The organism is Enterobacter cloacae complex sp. P13B (genome assembly GCF_014895915.1).
Classification (GTDB): Bacteria; Pseudomonadota; Gammaproteobacteria; order Enterobacterales; family Enterobacteriaceae; genus Enterobacter; species Enterobacter bugandensis.
Genome location: NZ_JADBQN010000031.1, coordinates 158,710 through 181,096, shown reverse-complemented (window position 1 = coordinate 181,096; position 22,387 = coordinate 158,710). Strand labels below are relative to the sequence as shown.

The window sequence follows — 22,387 nt, the reverse complement described above, 5'->3', positions numbered from 1 at the left end:
TCCTATGCTGGTAAATCTTTGCGACTATAAACAAAGCGTCACGCTTATTGCCAACAGCGGCGTGCAGTTCCTGGATTTCGGCCTGACGCCGCAGGACACCGCGAGCAATGGGCGCTTCGTACGTAAAACCGCGAACGGCCCCCTTTTGCGACTCGATTTCGACCTGGTGAACGGGCGCTATACCCTGCCGGGGACGAACGGCGGTCAGCCTGAAGTGGTTAAACCGGAAACCACCATTCCGCTGCATCAGTCCCTTGCCGTGCTGGACGGCGTCTGGCTTCCCGTGCCCTTCCTGCGCTTCAATCCACCGCGAACCTTTGTGGAAGGACCGGATAACTGGGCGCGCGTTCAGGTACGCAAGCTCGAGAAGCCCGACACGGCAGGCAACTCGCACCGCGTCACTCTCGCGCTCGACAGCCAGATCGCGGAGCATGCCACCTCCGCCCTGTCGCCGGTTGAAAACGATATTCTGAACGGAACCCGCTTTGCGCTGGCGTGGCGCGATAGTGAGGTAGAAAGCTTCCTCGACCAGACCTGGATTGACGGCTGGCTGCGCGAGGCATTTACTCAGTATGCCGACGGCGTTGAAAACCGCTCTGAACGCGACCTGCATCAGGCGATGCGCAGCTTCGAATACCAGGCCCACTGGCTCAACCTGCTGACCATGCTCGGTGAACAGATCACCATTCCGGAAGTGAAATTTGTCACCCATACGCTCAGCACGCCTGCCATTCCGGTCGACCTGATCCTCGACGTGGGCAACACCCACACCTGCGGCGTCATTATCGAAGACCACGGCGATGCAAACGACGGGCTTCGGCAGACCGCCGAGCTGCAGGTTCGTTCGTTAAGCGAGCCGCAGTTCCTGAACGAGCCTCTCTTTACCAGCCGTCTTGAATTCTCCGAAGCGCGTTTTGGCAAACAGCACTTCTCGGTGGAAAGCGGTCGCGAAGATGCGTTTGTCTGGCCGTCGATTGTTCGCGTGGGCGATGAAGCCCGCAAGCTGGCGATGCAGCGCCTGGGAACCGAAGGTAACAGCGGCATCTCCAGCCCGCGCCGCTACCTGTGGGATGAAACGCCTGTCGTGCAGGACTGGCGCTTCAGCCAGATGAACGGCAAAACCCAGCGTGAACCGCTCGCCACGGCGTTTCCGCTGATGAACCTGATGAACGATGACGGTGAGCCGCTGTTTACGCTGCCGCAGGACGAGCGGCTGCCGGTCTTTTCGCCGCAGTACAGCCGCAGCACGCTGATGACGCACATGCTGTGCGAGCTGCTGGCGCAGGCGCTGGGCCAGATCAACAGCGTCGCCACCCGCCTGCGCCTGGGCTTCCCGGCCTCGCCGCGCCAGCTGCGCACCCTGATCCTGACCCTGCCCTCGGCCATGCCGAAGCAGGAGCGCGAGATTTTCCGTCGCCGCATGTTTGAAGCCATTGCCATCGTCTGGAAAGCGATGGGCTGGCACCCACAGGATGAAGATTTTGCCACCCGCAAGCAGCAGGAAAAAAGCGTGGTGCCGGTCCCTGAGATCCAGATGGAGTGGGATGAAGCCAGCTGCGGTCAGCTGGTCTGGCTGTATAACGAAGCGATTTCCCGTTTTGGCGGCCAGACGGAAGCCTTTTTCGCCTCCCTCGCCCGCACGGATCGTGAACCTGAGCCGGGCGTGCAGCCGGGCCGCGCATTACGCGTCGCGTCTATCGACATCGGCGGTGGCACCACGGATATGGCAATAACCCACTACCAGCTTGATGACGGCTCCGGTAATAACGTCAAAATCACCCCGCAGCTGCTGTTCCGCGAAGGGTTCAAGGTGGCGGGCGACGATACCCTGCTGGACGTGATTCAGCGCTATGTCCTGCCCGCCCTGCAAACGCAGCTGCAGAAATCCGGCATTGCGGACGCCTCGCTGCTGATGGCGTCGCTGTTCGGCGACTCCGGGCGTATTGATACCCAGGCGGTACTGCGCCAGCAAACGGCGCTTCAGCTCTTTATGCCGATTGGCCACACCATTCTTTCCGCGTGGGAAGCCAGCGATATTGACGATCCGCTGGCGGGCCTGCATGCCACCTTTGGCGAGCTCCTTGCGCAGAAACCAACCCGCAACGTGATGAACTATCTTCAGCAGGCAATCGATCATGCCCTGCCGGCGGGCTCAGAGGCGTTCGACCTGTTCGCCGTGCCGCTGCACGTGAACTTCCGCGAAATGCAGGATGCAATGCTGGCCGGTCAGTTTACGCTGACCTCGCCGCTTCACGCGGTGTGTGAAGCGATTTCCCATTACAGCTGCGATATTCTGCTCATCACCGGGCGCCCGGGCTGCCTGCCGGGCGTTCAGGCGCTGATTCGGCATCTGCAGCCGGTGCCGGTCAACCGCATCGTCTGGCTGGATAAATATCAAGTTCACGAGTGGTATCCCTTCAGCCAGCAGGGGCGCATAGGCAATCCGAAATCGACCGCCGCGGTGGGGGCCATGCTCTGCAGCCTGGCGCTCGATCTGCGTCTGCCGCGCTTTAACTTTAAGGCCGCTGACATTGGCGCCTATTCCACCGTGCGCTATCTGGGCGTGCTGGATAACACCGTCAATACCCTGCGCGAGGAGAACGTCTGGTATCAGGATATCGATCTCGATAAACCCGGCGCGAAGCTTGACGCCCGTCTGCACTTCCCGCTGCGCGGTAACGTTACCCTCGGCTTCCGCCAGCTGGCGAACGCGCGCTGGCCCGCCACGCCGCTTTATACGCTCAGCATCAACTCGGCTGAACTGGCAAAAGCGATTGCCGGCGACGGCGTGCTGAACGTGCGGCTTAAGCTCTGCGGCGGCAGCAAATTAGAGGGCCCTGAGTCCTTCGAGCTCAGCGATGCCTGGCTTCAGGACGGCACGCCGGTTGCGCCTGACGCGTTAACCTTCAAACTGAATACCCTGGCCGATCGCCGACACAGCGGTAGCCACTACTGGATCGACAGCGGGAGCGTATACCTGAAATGACAGCGACCACGACCACCACTCAGGCCTTAATCGGGTGGATTAATGAGACGCGCCTGACCGCCCCTGTGCTGGATAACGATGCTGATGCCCTGCTTGCTCGCATCAACGCGGCGCAGGCGCGGGAGCAGGCCATTGAACACGCCCTGACCCGCCGGAGCAGCATTGGGCTTTACGGCCATTCTCAGAGCGCCAAAGCGCACCTGCTGCTGTCGCTGTGCGGCAGCGGTAACGGGCGCCTGAACGTGATGCCGGGCCAGCGCACCTTTGACTATTTTTCGCATATTAACCCAGGGCATGCCCTGACCAACATGGCCGTGCGCTTCACACGAGACACCCCGGAGGTAGCGGATGAGGCGTTTCCGCTGCGTCTGAGCCTGGTCACCGAGGCCGAACTGGTACAGCTGTTTATTGCCCGCACGACGCTGCACCCGCAGATGCGCGCGGTGGATAAGGCGGTCATTGAGACGCGTCTGGAGAAATGGCGCGGCCTTCGCCAGCCGCAGAGCGTGCCCGGCATCACGGCGCAGGATGTGGGTGCGATTTCGCGTTTCTGGCAAAGCACGGTACCCGCCGCGAGACAGCAAATTGATGACGCCCTGTGGCATGAGTTTGCCCAGCTGGTGCCATCGCTCGATCTCAGCACCCGCGCCAGCGTCTGGTCGCTGCTGTGGGGCGAGCAACAGGAGTTAACCCAGCAGTGGCTGAAGCTTGCCCACGTGCTGCATCAGACCAGCCATGCGAGCGAGCTGGCTGCGCCGCTGAGCCTGCTGGTGGACAGCTTTGGTCTGCCTGGTGAAGGGTTCCTGACGCACGGTACCTTAACCCAGCAGGAAACTCAGGAGACGCTGCTTCATCCGCTGAACAACGGTGAAATGCTCAACGCCATCAGCATCCCGGTCGACGTGCTTGCTTTCCTTACCCGCGAGCTGGTCTTGCCGGTTGAGAATGGCGCGCTGGATAACGTTGATATCATTGATATTCCGGTCTATGAAGACGGCAGTGCCGATCCTTTAGTACAGGCTAAATGTCAGTGGCTGCTTGAACATTACCGCCAGCAGCTCCAGCCGGATGTGCTGGTTATCTGCAACGCGACAGCGCGGCACGAGCAGACGGCCAAAAAAGCAAAAGTGTTAATTAACTGGATTAAAGAGACCCAGCCTGCCGAGGAGTCTGCCCTGCCGGGGCTGGTGTGGGCGATCACCCCGCATGACGCTCGTTTCACTACCCGACAGAATCTCGATGAAGCCGTACAGCATCTGCTGGGCAAGCCAGGCCTGCGCTGGGGAACTCTGCAGGCGCTGGACAGCCACAGCATGCAGCGCGTCATTGAGTGGTTGTCTCAGGCGACGCTCCCGGCACAGCGGCAGAAGCGTCTTGGCACGCTGAAAAACCTGCTGCGGCAGGAGATCGCGTCGCTGATGCAAAGCTATCTGGCGCCGCTGGTTGAGGAACCGGGTACGCGACGTGCTCAGGCCGAAAACATGGTGCGCACGCTGCAAAGCAGTGCCGCCCGTCACGGCGAGCTGCTTGAGGGCCTGCTGCCGCCGCTGAAAGCCTTTGAAACGCTGCTCGCCGTTCAGCAGCCGCGCGAGGAGCAGGTGAACGGGCTGTTCACGGACACCATCGATCTGTTCGCCGATAACGCCCAGGAAAGCGCAGGACGATTCCAGACAAAAGACAAAGCGCGCCTGGCGCACAGAGTATGGATAAATCATCTGCGCCAGTGGAGCCGCAATGAAGCTACCGCCGCCCGTCTTGGTCTGGAGCCCGCGGTGCTGCAGCAAATCGCGGATGTGCTGGTGGTAACCAGCTACCGGCTTAATCTGCCGCAACAGCTTCAGCGCATTGTCGACGCGGATAAAAGCAGCGCGGCGCAGCTGCATGCGGTGATAGGGAATTTCGTTGGCTGGCTGGGTTACGACCAGACCCCGTCAGCAGAACGCCCCGCAAGCCGCATTCGCAAAGGTCAGGCAATCTTTGTTACGCCCGTCGTCAGCAGTGCCGCACCGCGCCTGACGCGTCTGGGGGAGCAGCCTGTTCATGCGGCCACCGCGTACGTTTACGACTGGCTGGTTGCCCTCTATAGCCGGGCAATCGAAAACATTGATTATCAGCATCCGCATGATGTTCAGCCTGACGCACGTCGGGCACTGCGGGCTTTAATCCTGTAGCGGCCTATCTTGCCGGGTAGCGCTGCGCTTACCCGGCCTGTATTCCGCGACGATAATCACGCCGCCATACACTCCGCTAACGCCTGCGCCAGTGCCGACGGGTTTTCCCACGACATGGAGTGCCCCGCCGCAGGGATGATTTTGACCTCAACGCCCTTCAGCTTCAGATTATCCACATCGTCATCCGGCAGTGAGAGCTCACCAAAAATCAACGTCACCGGGCAAGGCAGCGACAGAAATTGCGCTTCCCAGTCCGGCTCAACACCGGCGACCAGGCTTGATGCGCCGCGCCAGACGGCATAGGGTGCATTGCTTTGCAGGCACCCGGCCCAGGCGGTGGTCTCTTTACGGAGCATGGCATTATAGCCCTGCGCCACAAACTGGTGTTCGGTTTGCGCCGCAATAGAGCGGCTAAACATCCCCCCACCGGCGTGAAAATTGGGCTCCGACACCATCAGTCCCTTCACGCGCGGTGCCAGCAGCCCCGCCGTTTCTATAGCAATGCTGCCGCCCATGCTGTGACCGTATAACCAGAAGGCATCCAGCTGAAGATGGTCAATCAACTCCGCCACGACGCGCGCCTGTTCAGTCGTTTTATAGCTGTAATGTTCAGGCTTATCGCTGTAACCGCTGCCGGGTAAATCGATGAGAATAGCTCTGCGCCCGCCAAACTGAGGGTCTCGGACGACGCGAGGATATTCATAGGAAGAGGCGCAGCCCAATCCGTGGATAAAGACTACGGGATCGCCAGAGCCGGGCAAATCATGCCAGCGCACGGTGCAACCCGCATGCTGCGAGTAAAAACTGTTCATAAGCACTCCTTTTACGATGCACTGTGTATTTATACAGCTATCGTAACTGGAATGCTATGTTCATCTTTCGAACTTGGAAGGATGCTTCAGAAAAGAGAAATCAGCAGCGCAACGGGGAAACTCATCGGCCAGGTCGACCCGACCAGAAACGCGCTAAGCAGGCGGATACGCTTGCGGTCTTTAGAAAGGAACCAGGTAATTAATGCACAGATGGAAGCCATCACTGCGTAAAAAACCAACATCTTTTGATACAACGTCATTCTGTATACCAGAGCCGAAAAAATAACCGCAGGCAATATGCGTCATATGTTGATACAGATCAAGTTTTTTCATTACATAATAACCACTTAAATATTAAGGCTAATAACAACTGAGTATTTTGTATTACAAACAGGGGGAGCCACCCATTATCTTTATTGATAACATGCAAGTTAAATGCACTTTTTGATAAATTCTCTCTTCCGCAAAGGCGTCTAATAAAGGCAGACATACATGGGAGGCAATATGCTACGCATTCCGCAAATCTGTATTCATACCCGCTCTACCCCTTTCTGGAATAAAGAAACCGCCCCCGCCGGGATCTTTCAGCGTCATCTCGATACGGGTACCCGTCCGGGCGTTTATCCCCGCCTGTCCGTTATGCAGGGTGCCGTCCGTTACCTGGGTTATGCTGATGAACATGTCCCTGAGCCTGACAGCACACTGATTATCAGGGCCGGCCACTTCGGTGTTTTTCCCCCTGAGAAATGGCATCACATCGAGGTGATGAGCGACGACACGCTGTTCAATATTGAATTTTTCGTCGAACCAGAGGTGTTGAAGTCGCTTTAAGCGGCTTTTATTTACGAGGTAACCCTTATGCTACGTATCCCTGAGAATTTTGTTCATACCCGCTCCACGCCATTCTGGAACAAAGACACCGCGCCAAAAGCCCTTTTCACCCACCATAATACGAAAGCCAGCGTATATGGCCGTTTGTCGGTGATGCAGGGTGCGGTGCGCTATTTTGGTTTCCCGAACGCTGACGCGACCGAACCGGATCTGGAACTGGTGATTGAAGCCGGATCGTTTGGCATCTCGCCGCCGGAGAAATGGCACCGCATCGAGCTATTGACCGACGATACCTATTTCAATATCGACTTTTTTGCCGATCCTGACGTTACGCTTCAGGGCGCGGGCATCGGCAAAGTGGTCAATACACATAAGGAGTAACCGCGTGGGTAAAGCAACGTACACAGTGACCGTGACCAACAACAGCAACGGCGTCTCGGTGGATTATGAAACAGAGGCCCCCATGGAGTTGCTCATCCCCGACGTCGCCGCAGACGTGGTAAAAGATCTGGTGAATACCGTCCGCGCTTACGACACGGAAAATGAGCACGAGGTGTGTGGCTGGTAAAGCAAACGCCCGGCGATGCAGACCGCCGGGCATGATTTCCTAGTGTTTTATCATCACATGCCGGACAACCGTATAATCCTCAAGCCCGTACACCGACATATCCTTTCCATAGCCAGACAATTTCATGCCGCCGTGCGGCATTTCGCTCACCAGCATAAAGTGGGTATTGACCCAGGTGCAGCCGTACTGCAGGCGCGCGCTCAGGCGATGGGCGCGTCCCACGTCTTTCGTCCAGACCGACGACGCCAGGCCGTACTGCGAATCGTTCGCCCAGGCCAGGACCTGCGCTTCATCGTCGAATTCGGTGACGCTCACCACCGGTCCAAACACTTCGCGCTGAACGATGGCATCCTCCTGTTTCGCCCCGGCCAGCAACGTTGGCTGGAAGTAGTAGCCCGCCCCCTCTTTTTTGCTCCCGCCCGTCACCACGCGGATATGGCCAAGGGCTTTCGCCTCGTCAACCGCCTGACAGACGCGTGAAAGATGGGCAGCCGAGCTGAGCGGACCGAGTTCAGTAGATTCATTCTCCGGGGGACCCATTTTGAGACTGGCGACCGCGGCACCGAGCTTTTCCACCAGCCGGGCATAGATCCCCTTCTGGGCATAGATACGGCAGGCCGCCGTACAGTCCTGCCCGGCATTGTAGAAACCAAACGTCCGCACGCCTTCTACAACCGCATCCAGGTCGGCGTCATCGAACACGATAACCGGTGCTTTACCGCCCAGCTCCATGTGGGTGCGCTTAATGGAGGACGCCGTGTGGCCGATGATATGCTCCCCGGTGGCAATCGAACCGGTCAGCGACACCATGCGCACTTTTTCATGTCCGGTGAGCGGGTCGCCCACCGTTTTCCCGCGGCCAAACAGCACGTTGAGAACGCCAGCCGGGAAGATATCTTTCGCCAGCTCCGCCAGCTTTAACGCCGTTAGCGGCGTGATTTCAGACGGCTTGATGACCACACAGTTACCGGCCGCCAGCGCAGGCGCCAGCTTCCATGCCGCCATCATCAGCGGGTAGTTCCACGGTGCGATAGAGGCAACCACGCCCACCGGGTCGCGGCGGATCATCGACGTGTGGCCGTCAAGATACTCACCCGCGGCCAGCCCGTTCAGGCAGCGGGCCGCCCCGGCGAAGAAACGGAAAACGTCGACCACTGCCGGAATTTCATCGCCCAGCGCACAGTGCAGCGGCTTGCCGCAGTTGAGGGATTCGAGCCGGGCAAACTCTTCGCCATGCGCTTCAATCGCATCCGCGAGCTTCAGCAGGCACTCGGCGCGCGTTTTCGGTGTCGTTTGTCCCCACTCAGCAAAAGCACGGTCGGCGGCCTGAACCGCCGCGTCGACCTGTGCCGCTGACGCTTCAGCAATCTCCAGCAGCACCTCTCCGGTGGCCGGGTTATAGACAGGCTGTTTCTCTCCCTCTCCGGCAACCAGTTCACCCTTTATCAGCAGATGTGTTTGCATAGCATTGTCCTGTTCAAATCAATGTTATTTCCCGCCGCCGGCGATGTTCTCGCCGTCGCGGGTTAGCCACCAGGCTCCCAGAATGGGGATGGTTGTTACCAGCATCACCAGCAGTGCAACGACGTTGGTGACCGGCACGTCGCGCGGACGGCCTAGCTGATTGAGCAACCACAGCGGTAACGTGCGTTCGTGTCCCGCCGTAAAGGTTGTGACGATAATTTCGTCAAACGACAGGGCAAACGCCAGCATTCCCCCGGCCAGCAGCGCGGAGCCCAGGTTGGGCAGCACCACATAGCGGAAGGTTTGCCATCCGTCGGCCCCGAGATCCATCGACGCTTCCACCAGACTCCAGGAGGTGCGTCTGAACCGGGCAATCACGTTATTGAAGACCACCACCACGCAGAACGTGGCATGCCCAACCACGATGGTGAAAAACCCCGGCTCAAGGTTGATTGTTTTGAACGCTGTCAGCAGCGCCAGACCGGTGATGATCCCCGGCAACGCAATCGGCAGCAGCAGCAATAGCGAGATCGCGTTTTTGCCAAAAAACTCGCTTCGCCAGAGCGCCGCTGCAGCAAGCGTGCCAAGCACCAGGGCTATCGCGGTGGATAGCGCGGCAACCTGAAGTGACAACGTCACCGATTCGATGATATCGCCGCGCCCCGCCGCCGCCGTAAACCACTTCAGCGTCAGCCCCTGAGGCGGAAAGCTGTAGGCAGCATCTTCGGTATTAAAGGCATAGACTGCGATAATCAGCAGCGGGAAGTGCAGGAAGATGACGCCTCCCCACGCTGCCACTTTCAGGAACAGCGGTGCGCGTTCAGAGTGCATCGAATGCTCCCAGACGCTTCACGAACGCCAGATAGAGTGAAATCAGCACGATGGGAACCAGCGTGAACGCGGCGGCCATGGGCATATTGCCGATCGCCCCCTGCTGGGAGTAGACCATGTTACCGATGAAAAACCCCGGCGGCCCGACCAGCTGCGGTACGATGAAATCCCCCAGCGTCAGGGAAAAGGTGAAGATTGAGCCCGCGGCAATGCCCGGGATAGCCAGCGGCAGAACGACATAGCGGAAGGTCTGGCGCGGGCGCGCGCCGAGATCGGCTGAGGCCTGCAGCAGCGAAGCCGGCAGACGTTCCAGCGCCGCCTGAACGGGCAGGATCATAAACGGCAGCCAGATATAGACGAAGACCAGAAACCGCCCCAGCCCGGAGGTGGATAAGGTGTTGCCGCCTACCGCGGGTAGCGTAAGGATCGAGGTCAGGAGCGGCTCCAGCCCCAGGTGGTTGAGGAACCATTGAGCCACGCCGTCCTTCGCCAGCAGCAGCGTCCAGGCGTAGGCTTTGACGATGTAGCTCGCCCACATTGGCAGCATCACGGCGATATAGAAAAACGCTTTCCACTTGCCGCGGGTGTATCGCGCCATGTACCAGGCCATCGGGAACGCCAGAATTGCGCTGGCAATCGTCACCGCAATCGCCATCGTTAACGTGCGCAGGATGATGTCGTAGTTTGCCGGATTGAAGAGCGCCAGTATGTTCGCCAGGGTCAGATCCGGCGTGACCGCCATGGTGAAATCGTCAAAGGTGTAAAAACCCTGCCACAAAAGGGTCAGCAGCGATCCTAAATAGACAATGCCAAACCACATCAGCGGTGCAAGCAGAAGCAGGAACAGTCCGAGCGACGGTTTACGCCAGAACAGTGCGGTCATGCGGCTTATGCGGCCGCGCGGGGCGGGAGGGTGCGCGACACTCATAGCCATTTCACCTCTCCTCCTGCAGGCGAATCATCGCCTCGCGCGACCACGACGCCGTGACGGCCTGCCCCGGCGCAATGCCGCTTAGCGGCGAGAAATCACTGAGATTGGCCTGGCTCACCAGCAGTTTGGCACCGTCGGCGAGCCTGAGCTCAAGGCGCGTGGCAGCCCCCTGATACTGAACGGCCTGGACGACGCCCTGCACCTGAACCTCACCCCCCTCATTCAGGCGGATATGTTCCGGACGCAGGGAATAGCTGCCCTCCATGCCGCAGATTTTATGTGCAAGGCCTGCATCGAAGACGTTCGAGGTGCCGACGAAACCGGCGACAAACGGCGTGCGCGGGCGCATGTAGAGATCGCGCGGGGTATCGACCTGCTCGATGCGCCCATTATTGAACACCGCCACCCGGTCCGACATGGAGAGGGCTTCACCCTGATCGTGGGTGACGAAAATAAAGGTGATGCCGAGTTCCTGCTGAAGTTTCTTCAGCTCGAACTGCATCTGTTCCCGCAGCTTGAGATCGAGCGCGCCTAACGGCTCGTCGAGCAGCAGGACGCGCGGTTCATTCACCAGCGCCCGCGCGATGGCGACACGCTGCCGCTGGCCACCGGAAAGTTGCGAAGGTTTGCGGGCAACGGCAAAGCTCAGGCCCACTTTTTCCAGCGCGTCGCGAGCCTGCGCATGGCGTTTTTTCTTGTCGACGCCTTTCACCATCAGCCCGTAGGCGACGTTATCGAGGATCGACATATGCGGGAACAGCGCGTAATCCTGAAAGACGGTGTTCACGTCCCGCTCCCACGGCGGCAGCGCGCTCGCCTCTTTGCCAAAGATAGATATCGTGCCGCCTGACAGCTGCTCAAAGCCGGCAATCAGACGCAGGCAGGTGGTTTTGCCGGAGCCCGAAGGCCCCAGCATGGAGAAGAATTCTCCGTCACGAACGGCAATGGTGACCCCATCCACCGCCCGCACGTCACCGTACAGACGGGAAACATCATTAAACTCTACCGCGTACGTCATGTTCTGCTCCCGGATGATTAACGGCCACCCATGATGGCGATGTAATCCTGCGTCCAGCGGCTGTAAGGCACATATTTTTCGCCTTCTGCGATGGGGGTTTTCCAGAACATGATTTTGTCAAAATAGTTATAACCGTTGGTTTCACAGCCCTTGTCACCCAGCAGCGTGCTGGCCTTACACCCTTCAGGCACGACGGGCAGCGAGCCAAACCATGCCGCCAGATCGCCCTGCACTTTCGGCGTGAGCGACCAGTTCATCCACTTGTAGGCGCACATCGGGTGTTTTGCCTGTGCATGCAGCATGGTGGTATCCGCCCAGCCGGTCACCCCCTCTTTCGGGAAGACGGTGGCAACGGGCTGGTTCTCGCCCTTCAGGGCATTCGCCTGATACGGCCAGGCGCTGGAGGCCACGACGCCTTCATTTTTGAAGTCGCTCATCTGGACGGTGGTATCATGCCAGTAGCGGTGGATCAGGGCATGCTGGTCGCGAAGTACCTTGAGCACGGCGGCATACTGTTCTTCAGTGAGCTGATACGGGTCGCTAATACCCAGCTGCGGCTGCGTGGCTTTGACGAACAGCGCCGCATCGGCGATATAAATCGGGCCGTCGTATGCCTGCACGCGTCCCTGATTGGTTTTGCCGTCCGGCAGATCCTGCTTCGTAAAGACCACGCTCCAGCTGTCCGGCGGCGTCGGGAAGGTTTTGGTGTTGTACATCAACAGATTGGGCCCCCACTGATACGGCGTGCCGTAGACCTTGCCGCCCACGTTAAACCACTCGCCCTTCACAATGCGCGGGTCAAGAGTTTTCCAGTTGGGGATCAGTTCCGGGTTAATCGGCTGAACGCGTTTTCCCATAATCAGGCGGAGCGAGGCATCACCTGACGCGGTGACAAGGTCGTAACCTCCCTTCGCCATCAGGCTGACCATTTCATCGGACGTGGCCGCCGTTTTAACGTTGACCGCGCAGCCGGTCTCTTTTTCAAACTGGGTAACCCAGTCATAATTTTTATCCGTCTGTCCGCGTTCGATGTACCCCGGCCAGGCGATAATATCCAGTCGGCCTTCACCGTCGCCAATGGCCTTTGGTGGTTCTGCGGCTTGCGCGGTCATGATAGTCATGCCGAGCGCGCACAGGCTGCTGCGGGCAAATTTTTTGCTCATAAGAGTTACTCCTGTCGCAATGAAATTTAGCGGCAGCCGTGCCGTAAAAATATCTCCCTTATTAAACGTAGACCGCGCAAATGCGCCGCACAGTTCGGCTTAAGGAATTTTCATCAAGGTGTGACCGAGGACGCATTCCCCGTTAACTGGATTATAGACAAGGAGTTAGCCGCGAAAGCCGGTATGCAGATTTCATATGATACGGCACCGCAAAATATTTGCCGTGCCGTCGTCAGGATAAGAAATGATTATTTAAATAAAGGGGAAAAGTTATTCCATCATTGTGCTAATTAATTTACCTAACTGAATGACCGCCTGCTCTTCCCGCTCGCCCCACGCCCAGGACGTATTAAACCGGAAGAACGGCGTCCACGCGTCAGAGGTGGAAAACATCTTTCCGGGCGCAATGCTGATGTGGTGCGTTAAGGCCTTTTCGCTCAGCAGCCCCGCGTCCAGCCGCGCAGGTAGCTCCAGCCATAAAAAGTAGCCGCTGTCGTTGTGGTGGATTTTGACGCCGGCGGGCATATGGCGCAGAAGCGACTGCCACGCCTGTTGTTTTCGCTCGGCGAGAGTTCGTCGCAGGCGGCGCAGATGGGCGTCGTAGCGTTTTGTCGCCAGGTAGTCCACCAGCGCCAGCTGCATGGGGGAACTCGTTGAAAGCGTGCTCATCAGCTGCAGCTGCTGAATGCGGCGCGCGTGTTTTCCTGCCGCCACCCAGCCGATGCGAAACCCCGCCACCAGGCATTTTGAAAAGGAGGAGCAGTGAAGCGTCATATCTACCCGGTCCCAGGCTTTGGCCGGAAGCGGTTTTTCGCGACCAAAATAGAGCTCGCTGTAGACATCGTCCTCGATCAAAGTGACGTTGTGCTCCGTCAGGAGCGCGACCAGACGCGCTTTTTTTTCCGCACTCAGCGTAAAGCCAAGCGGGTTTTGGCCGTTGGTCATGAGCCAGCAGGCTTTTACGGGGTAGTCGTTCAGCGCCTGCTCCAGCGCATTCAGATCGATACCCTCCCGGACGTCTGTGGCGACCGACAGCGCTTTTAGCTTCAGACGCTCCAGCGCCTGCAGCGCGCCGTAAAAACACGGGTTTTCAACAATCACCCAGTCTCCTGGCTCCGTCACCGCCTGCAAACTCAGGTTGAGGGCCTCAAGGGCGCCTGCGGTAATGACGATCTCGTCCGGCGAGATGTTCATCCCCTGCTGCGCATAACGGCGCGCAATGGCGTGACGGAGTTCAGCGTTACCGGGCGGCAGGTTCTCAATCACGCTCATTGCGGTAGCGGTTTTACTGACGTTTGCCAGCGAGCGGTTGAGCTGCTGAAGCGGAAAAAGCCGGGGGTCGGGAAACGCGGAGGCGAAAGGAACAACGGACGGATCGCGGCTGGCCTGTAAGACCTCGAAGATATAGGTGTTGATATCTACCGCTTCATCACGCATCACCTGGGCAGGCGGCGCAGGCTGTTGTGCGGTCGGGCGCGAGGCAACGTAATAGCCCGACTGCGGCCTGGCGACAATGCGCCCCTGACTTTCCAGCATCTGATACGCGTGGCCAACGGTCATAAAGCTCATGCCGCTGCTTGCCACCTGCTCTCGCAGGGAAGGCAGCTTATCGCCCGGCAGCCAAACGCCAAGCTCAATCTGCGAGATAATTTGTTGCGCCAGACGCTGGTATTTTTTCATCAGATTCTCCTTATTGCCGACAGTGTATATCAGCAGGAGAAAAAGAGAAGATTTTGCTAACTGTTATAGTTTAAGAAAAAATTACTTACGGTACTCGGTAACGTGGCTTTGCGCCTGACGCGCAGCGGCCAGGTGATCGAGCGTAATCATTGACGATTTGCAAAAGATGCATTTCGCACCGAGCGGGTTTTTCTCAGATACATCAAAGACTGAGGTACGGTACTGCGAGCCATGACAGCATGGGCAGCGGAAATGGATATAAGAAGTCATAGGATTCTCCTGTGAACGTAAAAACGTAAATTACTCATGAGCCGATCAGGCAATAATGGTTTTAAACAAAACTAATCGGAATGTAGATAAAGACCCAAGAGAGGCTGCGGAGAGGCACAACGTGATGAGAACTGCTTTATGAAACTACGTCAGATATTTTTTTGGACTCAAAACCAGAAGACCATTAACGCACGGCGATGACGACAAAGCAAGCGGTTTAATGCGGAAAATTCATAAAAAGAATGTTTTTATTCCTCGCTGGCGAGGTATATCTGATAGCTAAAGCATACGTTTTATGCCAACTGTTATGGTTAAAAATCACTTTTCTGCGTCTGAAAGTCCGAACGTTGCCCCTATAGCATAACAGTACACCGTTTGACATTGAGGCTGTGCATGTTTGGTTTAGATGCTTTTCACCTTGCGCGGATACAGTTTGCCTTTACCGTATCCTTTCACATTATTTTCCCGGCCATCACCATCGGCCTGGCCAGCTATCTTGCCGTGCTCGAAGGGCTGTGGCTGAAAACAAAAAATCCGGTCTGGCGCTCGCTGTACCATTTCTGGTCGAAGATTTTCGCCGTCAATTTTGGCATGGGCGTGGTCTCCGGGCTGGTGATGGCCTACCAGTTTGGCACCAACTGGAGCGGCTTTTCGCAGTTTGCAGGCAGCATTACCGGCCCGCTGCTGACCTATGAAGTGCTTACCGCCTTCTTCCTTGAAGCCGGGTTCCTCGGCGTGATGCTGTTCGGCTGGAATAAAGTGGGGCCAGGGCTGCACTTCTTCTCCACCTGCATGGTGGCGCTGGGCACCATTATCTCAACCTTCTGGATCCTCTCCTCGAACAGCTGGATGCAGACCCCGCAAGGCTACGAGATCGTCAACGGACAGGTGGTACCGGTGGACTGGTTCGCCGTGGTATTTAACCCCTCCTTCCCCTACCGCCTGCTGCATATGTCGATTGCGGCATTCCTGAGTAGCGCCCTGTTTGTCGGTGCATCCGCGGCATGGCATCTGCTGCGCGGGAATAATACCCCTGCTATTCGGGCGATGTTTTCGATGGCGCTGTGGATGACGCTGATTGTTGCCCCCATCCAGGCCCTGGTTGGCGATATGCACGGGTTGAACACCTTAAAGCATCAGCCCGCCAAGATTGCCGCTATTGAAGGCCATTGGGAAAATCCGCCGGGCGAGCCTACCCCACTGTTGCTGTTTGGCTGGCCTGACATGGAGCAGGAACGCACCCGCTTTGGACTGGCGATCCCGGCGCTGGGTAGCCTCATCCTGACGCACAGCCTGGATAAACAGGTCCCTGCGCTAAAAGAGTTTCCAAAGGAAGACCGTCCTAATTCCACCATCGTCTTCTGGTCGTTCCGCATTATGGCGGGTTTAGGGATGCTAATGCTGCTGCTTGGAGTAGTGGCGCTTTGGCTGCGTTATAAAAAGCGGGTTTATTCTTCGCGTCCGTTCCTGTGGTTTGCCCTGCTGATGGGGCCATCCGGGCTGATTGCCATTCTGGCCGGATGGGTCACCACCGAAGTCGGCCGCCAGCCGTGGGTGGTCTACGGACTCCAGCGAACGAAGGATGCGGTTTCAGCCCATGGTGACCTTCATATGAGCGTGAGCCTGCTGGCCTTCTTCGTCGTCTATACCTCGGTATTCGGCGTGGGCTACAGCTATATGGTGCGCCTCATCCGAAAAGGCCCGCAGCCGCATGAATCGTTCGCCACCGAGTCCGATGGACGCCCGGCACGCCCACTATCTGCCGTCACAGCTGAACATAAGGAGCAGCCATAATGGGTATCGATCTTTCCATTATCTGGTTTGTCATCATCGTCTTTGCCACGCTGATGTATATCGTCATGGACGGGTTTGATCTGGGGATCGGTATTCTGTTCCCGGCAACACAAAACGCCGACGATCGCGACGTGATGGTCAACAGCGTCGCACCGGTCTGGGACGGCAATGAGACCTGGTTGGTGCTGGGTGGTGCCGCCCTGTTCGGTGCATTCCCACTGGCCTATGCGGTGATTATTGATGCTCTGACCATTCCGCTGACGTTAATGCTGATCGGACTTATATTCCGCGGCGTGGCGTTTGAATTTCGCTTTAAAGCCACCCCGGCCCACCGTCCTTTCTGGGATAAGGCGTTTATTGGCGGTTCCGTTCTGGCGACCTTTACCCAGGGCGTGACGGTAGGTGCCGTCATTAACGGCTTTAGCGTCACTGGCAGAACGTATACCGGTGGACCGTTTGACTGGTTTACCGCGTTTAACCTGTTCTGCGGCGCGGGTCTGGTGGTGGCCTACGCGCTGTTAGGCTCAACCTGGCTGGTGATGAAAAGCGAAAATGCGCTGCAGCAGCGGATGCGTGAGGTATCGAAAACGCTGTTAATCGTGCTTCTGGCGTTTATCGCAGCGATCAGCCTCTGGACGCCGCTGGCGCACCCGGCCATCGCGGCGCGCTGGTTTACGCTGCCGAATCTGTTTTATCTGCTGCCAGTCCCTGCCCTGGTCATCATGTTTAGCTTCTACCAGTGGCGCTGCCTGAGTAATCCTGACAGCCATGCTCGGCCGTTTATTCTGACGCTTGGGCTAATATTTCTCGGCTTTAGCGGGCTTGGGATCAGCATCTGGCCGCATATCATACCGCCGTCGATCACCCTGTGGCAGGCCGCCGCGCCGACGCAAAGCCAGGGCTTTATGCTGGTGGGCGCGCTGTTGATCATTCCTGTTATTCTGGTCTACACCTTCTGGAGCTACTACGTATTTCGCGGCAAAGTTCAGCCTGGGGAGGGTTATCACTGATGCAACAACCTGTCTGGAAAAGATTGCTGTGGCTGGCCATTATCTGGGGCGGCAGCGTTCTTGCGCTGGCAGCAGTCAGCATGCTCTTTCGCATGCTGATGACGGCTGCCGGGTTTAAATCGCATTAAACTTCATTCCGGGCAGCCCTGCGCTGCCCGGCACCACCCCGCACTTTCAGATAAACCCCATTAACGCACCGCAGAGTATTGTTACACTGGTAAAAGATTCACAGAATTTATTATTTGAGAAGAAAAATGAAAAAGCTCATCGCGTTAAGTGTTATCAGCCTTGTCCTCAGCGGCTGCGTTAATCCGGGCAAAGCATCCGTTCAGCCGGATCAGCTGAAGAGCCACCGTTTTGTTCTGGAAAACGTGGACGGCAAATCCGTGAAGGGCATTACAACGCAGCCTGAGATCGCTTTTAACGCGCTTCCCGACATTAGCCTCATTGATAACATTAGCGTTTCGGGCCAGATGTGTAACCGCTTCAACGGGCAGGGAAAGCTGTCCGAAGGTGAGCTGAAAGTGAAAACGCTGGCGATGACCCGCAAACTTTGTACCGAACCACAGCTTAACGAGCTGGATCAGGCCATCGGCGACATGCTGCGCAAAGGGGCGCAGGTCGACCTGACTGAAGACCAGCTGACGCTGGCGACGGCCGATAAGACGCTGATGTTTAAGCGAGCAGAATAATCAGTAGCTACCGCAGCTTCCAACGGCAAGCGACTGTTCACTGCAGCGTTTGCCGTTTGGCAAGGCGCACATCCCAATAGCCGAACCATCAAGCTGGCGGGCAACAGACAGCGAGCCGCCAATCATGGCGCAGTTGGCCTGGCCTGAACTGGACATTGCCGCTTTCATTCCCGGCGCCACATGGGCCGCCGTGGCCTGCTGCACAGGTTCACTGCTACATGCCGACAACAATAACGCGGCACACCCTACCCAAAATGCTGAACGCATGCTCTCTTCCCCGTAATTAGTGCGAAACCTAAGCATAATAGGCATCACATCCCGTGTCGTCGAGAGCGGAAGGGCGTATTTATGCGCCGCTGAAACAATTTCTCGCAATTTTTTCGCCCTAAGTTTGATCTAACCATTGATGGTGGGAATACCGAGGACACAAAAGCGAAAATCGTAAAACCCCCTGTTTGCTAGACTACACAGATAATATTCAGGGTTTGTCGCCTTATGACAGCCCCCTATTTTTTGCGCAATGTAAGGGTGTCGTCCTATGCAAACTATTGACGGTAATGGTGCAGTTGCCTCAGTCGCGTTTCGCACCAGTGAAGTTATCGCCATCTATCCGATCACGCCAAGTTCAACTATGGCCGAGCAGGCGGATGCCTGGGCGGGAAACGGGTTAAAAAACGTCTGGGGCGATGTCCCGAGAGTGGTTGAAATGCAGTCTGAAGCGGGTGCGATTGCTACGGTCCACGGTGCGCTGCAGACTGGCGCGCTTTCCACGTCGTTCACCTCCTCTCAGGGATTGCTGTTGATGATCCCAACGCTGTACAAACTCGCGGGACAACTGACCCCCTTCGTTCTGCACGTCGCGGCGCGTACGGTGGCCACCCACGCACTCTCAATTTTTGGCGATCACTCGGACGTGATGGCCGTGCGCCAGACCGGGTGCGCGATGCTGTGTGCCAGCAGCGTTCAGGAAGCGCAGGACTTTGCCTTAATTTCGCATATCGCCACGCTCAAAAGTCGCGTGCCGTTTATTCACTTCTTTGATGGTTTCCGTACCTCTCACGAAATCAACAAAATCGTCCCGCTGGCGGACGAGACTATCCTGGATCTGCTGCCACAGGCGGAAATCGACGCGCATCGCGCCCGCGCCCTGAACCCGGAACATCCGGTAATTCGCGGGACATCGGCAAACCCGGATACTTATTTCCAGTCACGCGAGGCCACAAACCCGTGGTACAACGCGGTTTATGACCACGTCGAGCAGGCAATGAATGACTTTGCCGCCGCAACCGGACGCGAGTACAAGCCGTTCGAATACTACGGCCATCCGCAGGCCGAGCGCGTGATTGTGCTGATGGGATCTGCTATCGGCACCTGTGAAGAAGTCGTTGACGAGCTGCTGACCCGCGGCGAAAAGGTTGGCGTGCTTAAAGTGCGTCTTTACCGCCCGTTCTCGGCTAAACATCTTCTCTCTGCCCTGCCGGAAAGCGCGCGTACCGTGGCGGTGCTCGATCGAACCAAAGAGCCTGGCGCACACGCGGAACCGCTGTATCTTGACGTGATGACCGCTCTCGCTGAAGCCTTTAATAACGGCGAACGTGAAACGCTACCGCGCGTTATCGGCGGTCGCTATGGCCTGTCTTCCAAAGAGTTTGGCCCGGACTGCGTGCTGGCCGTGTTTAACGAGCTAAGGGAAGCGAAACCCAAGCCGCGTTTCACGGTCGGTATTTATGATGACGTAACGAATCTTTCCCTGCCTTTACCGGAAAATACCCTGCCTGCGACAGCCAAACTTGAAGCGCTGTTCTACGGCCTGGGCAGCGACGGCAGCGTCTCGGCCACCAAAAACAACATCAAGATCATCGGCAATTCAACCCCGTGGTACGCTCAGGGTTACTTCGTCTACGACTCCAAAAAAGCCGGCGGTCTGACCGTTTCTCACCTGCGCGTCAGCGAGCAGCCCATCCGCTCGGCCTACCTTATTTCTCAGGCCGACTTTGTTGGCTGCCATCAGCTGCAGTTTATCGACAAGTACCAGATGGCTGAGCGCCTGAAGCCCGGCGGTATTTTCCTCCTCAATACGCCATACAATGCGGATGAGGTCTGGGCACGCCTGCCGCAGGAAGTACAGACGGTGCTGAATCAGAAAAAAGCCCGATTCTATGTGGTTAACGCGGCGAAAATTGCCCGCGAATGTGGCCTGGCCGCGCGTATTAATACCGTCATGCAAATGGCCTTCTTCCATCTGACCAATATCCTGCCGGGCGACAGCGCGCTGGTGGAACTTCAGGGCGCCATCGCCAAAAGCTACAGCAGCAAGGGGCAGGAGCTGGTAGAGCGAAACTGGCAGGCGCTGGCGCTGGCGCGCGAGTCCCTGTTCGAGGTGCCGCTACAGCCGGTCAATGACGCCAGCCCGAATCGCCCTCCGGTGGTCTCGGATTCCGCACCTGATTTCGTGAAGACCGTCACGGCCGCCATGCTGGCCGGGCTGGGTGACGCCCTGCCCGTCTCTGCGCTGCCGCCGGACGGAACCTGGCCGATGGGCACCACCCGCTGGGAAAAACGCAACATCGCCGAAGCGATCCCCATCTGGAAAGAAGAACTCTGTACCCAGTGTAACCACTGCGTCGCGGCCTGCCCGCACTCGGCCATTCGCGCCAAAGTGGTGTCACCGGAAGCAATGGAAGATGCCCCGGCCAGCCTGCACTCTCTGGATGTAAAATCCCGCGACATGCGCGGCCAGAAATACGTTCTGCAGGTCGCACCGGAAGACTGCACCGGGTGTAACCTGTGCGTTGAGGTCTGCCCGGCAAAAGATCGCCAGAACCCGGACATCAAAGCCATCAATATGATGTCGCGCCTTGAACACGTTGAAGAAGAAAAAGTGAATTATGACTTCTTCCTGAACCTGCCGGAAATCGATCGCAGCAAGCTGGAACGCATTGATATTCGTACCTCGCAGCTGATCACGCCGCTGTTCGAGTACTCGGGTGCCTGCTCCGGCTGCGGTGAAACGCCGTACATCAAACTGCTTACCCAGCTGTACGGTGACAGGATGCTGATTGCCAACGCCACCGGCTGCTCGTCTATCTATGGCGGTAACCTGCCCTCCACGCCGTACACCACCGATGCGAATGGGCGCGGTCCGGCATGGGCAAACTCGTTATTCGAGGATAACGCCGAATTTGGCCTGGGCTTCCGACTCACCGTTGACCAGCACCGCGCGCGTGTGATGCGCCTGCTTGAACAATTTGCCGATAAGATCCCGGCTGAACTTAATGCGGCGCTACACGCAGAAGCCACGCCAGAGATTCGTCGCGAGCAGGTAGCTGCACTTCGCAGCGCACTCAAGGGAATTGACGGCGCTGAACAGCTTCTGACCGACGCTGACGCCCTGGTCGAAAAATCGATCTGGCTGATTGGCGGTGACGGCTGGGCTTACGACATCGGCTTTGGCGGGCTGGATCATGTGTTAAGCCTGACCGAAAACGTCAACATTCTGGTTCTGGATACGCAGTGTTATTCCAATACCGGTGGGCAGGCATCGAAAGCCACGCCGCTGGGCGCCGTCACGAAATTTGGTGAACACGGTAAACGCAAGGCACGTAAGGATCTCGGCGTGAGCATGATGATGTACGGCCACGTTTACGTCGCGCAAATCTCGCTGGGGGCGCAGCTTAACCAGACGGTGAAAGCCATTCAGGAGGCTGAAGCGTATCCAGGGCCGTCGCTGATCATTGCCTACAGCCCGTGCGAAGAGCACGGCTACGACCTGGCCCTCAGCCACGATCAGATGCGTCAGCTGACGGCTACCGGCTTCTGGCCGCTCTACCGGTTCGATCCGCGCCGTGCGGAAGAGGGCAAATTACCGCTGGCGCTGGATTCACGTCCGCCGTCAGATGCCCTGGCAGAGACGCTGATGCAGGAACAGCGCTTCCGCCGTCTGAATGCACAACAGCCTGAGGTGGCAGAACAGCTCTGGAAAGACGCCGCCGAAGATCTGCAAAAACGGTATGACTTCCTGGCACAAATGGCGGGTAAAGCCGAAAAATCAACCAGCGACTAACTCCACTGCCCGGCTTGTCCGGGCATTTTTTTGCCATAAAAAAAGCCCGATGTCTTCACACCGGGCTAATCCAGATAATTAATGAATCTCTCTTTAGTTGCCC

General features: G+C 57.5%; 20 protein-coding genes. 10 read left to right on the top strand and 10 right to left on the bottom strand.

What is annotated here, in order from left to right; genetic code table 11:
• Window positions 1-4: 4 nt before the first annotated feature.
• Together IM273_RS14505 and IM273_RS14500 are read left to right on the top strand one after the other, a co-directional pair.
• Window positions 5-2,986, top strand: coding sequence for a virulence factor SrfB (locus IM273_RS14505; protein WP_193051543.1), 2,982 nt, complete (start codon window positions 5-7; stop codon window positions 2,984-2,986).
• Window positions 2,983-5,157 carry a virulence factor SrfC family protein gene (locus IM273_RS14500; RefSeq protein ID WP_193051542.1) on the top strand — a complete coding sequence of 725 codons (2,175 nt, stop codon included), beginning with the start codon at window positions 2,983-2,985 and terminating at the stop codon, window positions 5,155-5,157. The genes IM273_RS14505 and IM273_RS14500 overlap by 4 nt, the downstream gene beginning before the upstream one ends.
• A 56-nt stretch (window positions 5,158-5,213) precedes the next feature.
• Here the strand turns inward: IM273_RS14500 and IM273_RS14495 are convergent, their stop codons facing one another.
• On the bottom strand, window positions 5,214-5,969 hold the full coding sequence (locus IM273_RS14495) for an alpha/beta fold hydrolase (RefSeq protein WP_028013300.1): 756 nt from the start codon (window positions 5,967-5,969) through the stop codon (window positions 5,214-5,216).
• 86 nt (window positions 5,970-6,055) lie between these two features.
• The gene (locus IM273_RS14490; RefSeq protein ID WP_014883956.1) at window positions 6,056-6,229 is read right to left on the bottom strand and encodes a GhoT/OrtT family toxin; all 174 of its coding nucleotides are present in this window, start codon (window positions 6,227-6,229) and stop codon (window positions 6,056-6,058) included.
• 244 nt (window positions 6,230-6,473) lie between these two features.
• Between IM273_RS14490 and IM273_RS14485 the strand changes: the two genes are divergently transcribed.
• The 3 genes from IM273_RS14485 to IM273_RS14475 are packed head-to-tail and all read left to right on the top strand — an operon-like array spanning window position 6,474 to window position 7,368.
• Window positions 6,474-6,800 (top strand): DUF1971 domain-containing protein, encoded by a 327-nt coding sequence (locus IM273_RS14485; protein WP_028013301.1) that lies wholly within the window; start codon window positions 6,474-6,476, stop codon window positions 6,798-6,800.
• 27 nt (window positions 6,801-6,827) lie between these two features.
• Window positions 6,828-7,181, top strand: a complete 354-nt coding sequence (locus IM273_RS14480) for a DUF1971 domain-containing protein (protein ID WP_028013302.1) — start codon at window positions 6,828-6,830, stop codon at window positions 7,179-7,181.
• Between the two features lie 4 nt (window positions 7,182-7,185).
• On the top strand, window positions 7,186-7,368 hold the full coding sequence (locus tag IM273_RS14475; RefSeq protein WP_003856955.1) for a DUF1869 domain-containing protein: 183 nt from the start codon (window positions 7,186-7,188) through the stop codon (window positions 7,366-7,368).
• A gap of 39 nt (window positions 7,369-7,407) precedes the next feature.
• On the opposite strand, the gene patD is transcribed toward IM273_RS14475, so the two are convergent.
• From patD to IM273_RS14440, 7 genes are all read right to left on the bottom strand, one after another.
• Window positions 7,408-8,832: an aminobutyraldehyde dehydrogenase gene (gene patD, locus IM273_RS14470; RefSeq protein WP_193051541.1), complete on the bottom strand. Its 1,425-nt coding sequence runs from the start codon at window positions 8,830-8,832 to the stop codon at window positions 7,408-7,410.
• A 24-nt stretch (window positions 8,833-8,856) separates the two neighbouring features.
• Complete coding sequence (locus tag IM273_RS14465) at window positions 8,857-9,663, bottom strand: ABC transporter permease (protein WP_041909768.1); 807 nt, start codon at window positions 9,661-9,663, stop codon at window positions 8,857-8,859.
• A complete protein-coding gene (locus IM273_RS14460; protein WP_088205507.1) occupies window positions 9,653-10,597 on the bottom strand; it encodes an ABC transporter permease in 945 nt (314 codons plus the stop codon). The genes IM273_RS14465 and IM273_RS14460 overlap by 11 nt, the downstream gene beginning before the upstream one ends.
• Window position 10,598: 1 nt before the next feature.
• Complete coding sequence (locus IM273_RS14455; protein WP_136485703.1) at window positions 10,599-11,612, bottom strand: ABC transporter ATP-binding protein; 1,014 nt, start codon at window positions 11,610-11,612, stop codon at window positions 10,599-10,601.
• A gap of 17 nt (window positions 11,613-11,629) precedes the next feature.
• Window positions 11,630-12,775, bottom strand: a complete 1,146-nt coding sequence (gene ydcS, locus IM273_RS14450; protein ID WP_193051540.1) for a putative ABC transporter substrate-binding protein YdcS — start codon at window positions 12,773-12,775, stop codon at window positions 11,630-11,632.
• Window positions 12,776-13,045: 270 nt separating this feature from the next.
• Window positions 13,046-14,455, bottom strand: a complete 1,410-nt coding sequence (locus IM273_RS14445; RefSeq protein WP_049136489.1) for a PLP-dependent aminotransferase family protein — start codon at window positions 14,453-14,455, stop codon at window positions 13,046-13,048.
• A gap of 81 nt (window positions 14,456-14,536) precedes the next feature.
• On the bottom strand, window positions 14,537-14,725 hold the full coding sequence (locus IM273_RS14440; RefSeq protein ID WP_028013309.1) for a hypothetical protein: 189 nt from the start codon (window positions 14,723-14,725) through the stop codon (window positions 14,537-14,539).
• A gap of 393 nt (window positions 14,726-15,118) precedes the next feature.
• Here IM273_RS14440 and IM273_RS14435 point away from each other — a divergent pair, with 393 nt between their 5' ends.
• The 4 genes from IM273_RS14435 (at window position 15,119) to hslJ (ending at window position 18,221) form a co-directional block, all read left to right on the top strand.
• Entirely contained in the window at window positions 15,119-16,519 is a 1,401-nt protein-coding gene (locus IM273_RS14435; protein ID WP_063154243.1) for a cytochrome ubiquinol oxidase subunit I, read from the top strand.
• Entirely contained in the window at window positions 16,519-17,529 is a 1,011-nt protein-coding gene (gene cydB, locus IM273_RS14430; protein WP_048999938.1) for a cytochrome d ubiquinol oxidase subunit II, read from the top strand. Before IM273_RS14435 ends, cydB begins: the two co-directional genes overlap by 1 nt.
• Complete coding sequence (locus IM273_RS14425) at window positions 17,529-17,657, top strand: DUF2474 domain-containing protein (RefSeq protein WP_008501283.1); 129 nt, start codon at window positions 17,529-17,531, stop codon at window positions 17,655-17,657. The genes cydB and IM273_RS14425 overlap by 1 nt, the downstream gene beginning before the upstream one ends.
• A 126-nt stretch (window positions 17,658-17,783) precedes the next feature.
• Complete coding sequence (hslJ, locus tag IM273_RS14420; RefSeq protein WP_193051539.1) at window positions 17,784-18,221, top strand: heat shock protein HslJ; 438 nt, start codon at window positions 17,784-17,786, stop codon at window positions 18,219-18,221.
• On the opposite strand, the gene IM273_RS14415 is transcribed toward hslJ, so the two are convergent.
• The gene (locus tag IM273_RS14415; RefSeq protein ID WP_028013313.1) at window positions 18,222-18,488 is read right to left on the bottom strand and encodes a DUF333 domain-containing protein; all 267 of its coding nucleotides are present in this window, start codon (window positions 18,486-18,488) and stop codon (window positions 18,222-18,224) included. It abuts the gene before it with no gap.
• A gap of 271 nt (window positions 18,489-18,759) precedes the next feature.
• On the opposite strand from IM273_RS14415, the gene nifJ reads away from it, so the two are divergent.
• The gene (gene nifJ / locus IM273_RS14410) at window positions 18,760-22,284 is read left to right on the top strand and encodes a pyruvate:ferredoxin (flavodoxin) oxidoreductase (protein ID WP_193051538.1); all 3,525 of its coding nucleotides are present in this window, start codon (window positions 18,760-18,762) and stop codon (window positions 22,282-22,284) included.
• Window positions 22,285-22,387 lie beyond the last annotated feature (103 nt).

Bases quoted from the DNA above. Each gene is read 5' to 3' on its own strand.
- IM273_RS14480 (WP_028013302.1), top strand. From the start codon at position 6,828: ATGCTACGTATCCCTGAGAATTTTGTTCATACCCGCTCCACGCCATTC.
- nifJ (WP_193051538.1), top strand. From the start codon at position 18,760: ATGCAAACTATTGACGGTAATGGTGCAGTTGCCTCAGTCGCGTTTCGC.
- IM273_RS14485 (WP_028013301.1), top strand. From the start codon at position 6,474: ATGCTACGCATTCCGCAAATCTGTATTCATACCCGCTCTACCCCTTTC.
- IM273_RS14460 (WP_088205507.1), bottom strand. From the start codon at position 10,597: ATGGCTATGAGTGTCGCGCACCCTCCCGCCCCGCGCGGCCGCATAAGC.
- IM273_RS14435 (WP_063154243.1), top strand. From the start codon at position 15,119: ATGTTTGGTTTAGATGCTTTTCACCTTGCGCGGATACAGTTTGCCTTT.
- IM273_RS14440 (WP_028013309.1), bottom strand. From the start codon at position 14,725: ATGACTTCTTATATCCATTTCCGCTGCCCATGCTGTCATGGCTCGCAG.
- IM273_RS14455 (WP_136485703.1), bottom strand. From the start codon at position 11,612: ATGACGTACGCGGTAGAGTTTAATGATGTTTCCCGTCTGTACGGTGAC.
- cydB (WP_048999938.1), top strand. From the start codon at position 16,519: ATGGGTATCGATCTTTCCATTATCTGGTTTGTCATCATCGTCTTTGCC.
- patD (WP_193051541.1), bottom strand. From the start codon at position 8,832: ATGCAAACACATCTGCTGATAAAGGGTGAACTGGTTGCCGGAGAGGGA.
- IM273_RS14465 (WP_041909768.1), bottom strand. From the start codon at position 9,663: ATGCACTCTGAACGCGCACCGCTGTTCCTGAAAGTGGCAGCGTGGGGA.
- IM273_RS14500 (WP_193051542.1), top strand. From the start codon at position 2,983: ATGACAGCGACCACGACCACCACTCAGGCCTTAATCGGGTGGATTAAT.
- IM273_RS14495 (WP_028013300.1), bottom strand. From the start codon at position 5,969: ATGAACAGTTTTTACTCGCAGCATGCGGGTTGCACCGTGCGCTGGCAT.
- IM273_RS14445 (WP_049136489.1), bottom strand. From the start codon at position 14,455: ATGAAAAAATACCAGCGTCTGGCGCAACAAATTATCTCGCAGATTGAG.
- ydcS (WP_193051540.1), bottom strand. From the start codon at position 12,775: ATGAGCAAAAAATTTGCCCGCAGCAGCCTGTGCGCGCTCGGCATGACT.
- IM273_RS14490 (WP_014883956.1), bottom strand. From the start codon at position 6,229: ATGACGTTGTATCAAAAGATGTTGGTTTTTTACGCAGTGATGGCTTCC.
- hslJ (WP_193051539.1), top strand. From the start codon at position 17,784: ATGAAAAAGCTCATCGCGTTAAGTGTTATCAGCCTTGTCCTCAGCGGC.
- IM273_RS14415 (WP_028013313.1), bottom strand. From the start codon at position 18,488: ATGCGTTCAGCATTTTGGGTAGGGTGTGCCGCGTTATTGTTGTCGGCA.
- IM273_RS14425 (WP_008501283.1), top strand. From the start codon at position 17,529: ATGCAACAACCTGTCTGGAAAAGATTGCTGTGGCTGGCCATTATCTGG.
- IM273_RS14505 (WP_193051543.1), top strand. From the start codon at position 5: ATGCTGGTAAATCTTTGCGACTATAAACAAAGCGTCACGCTTATTGCC.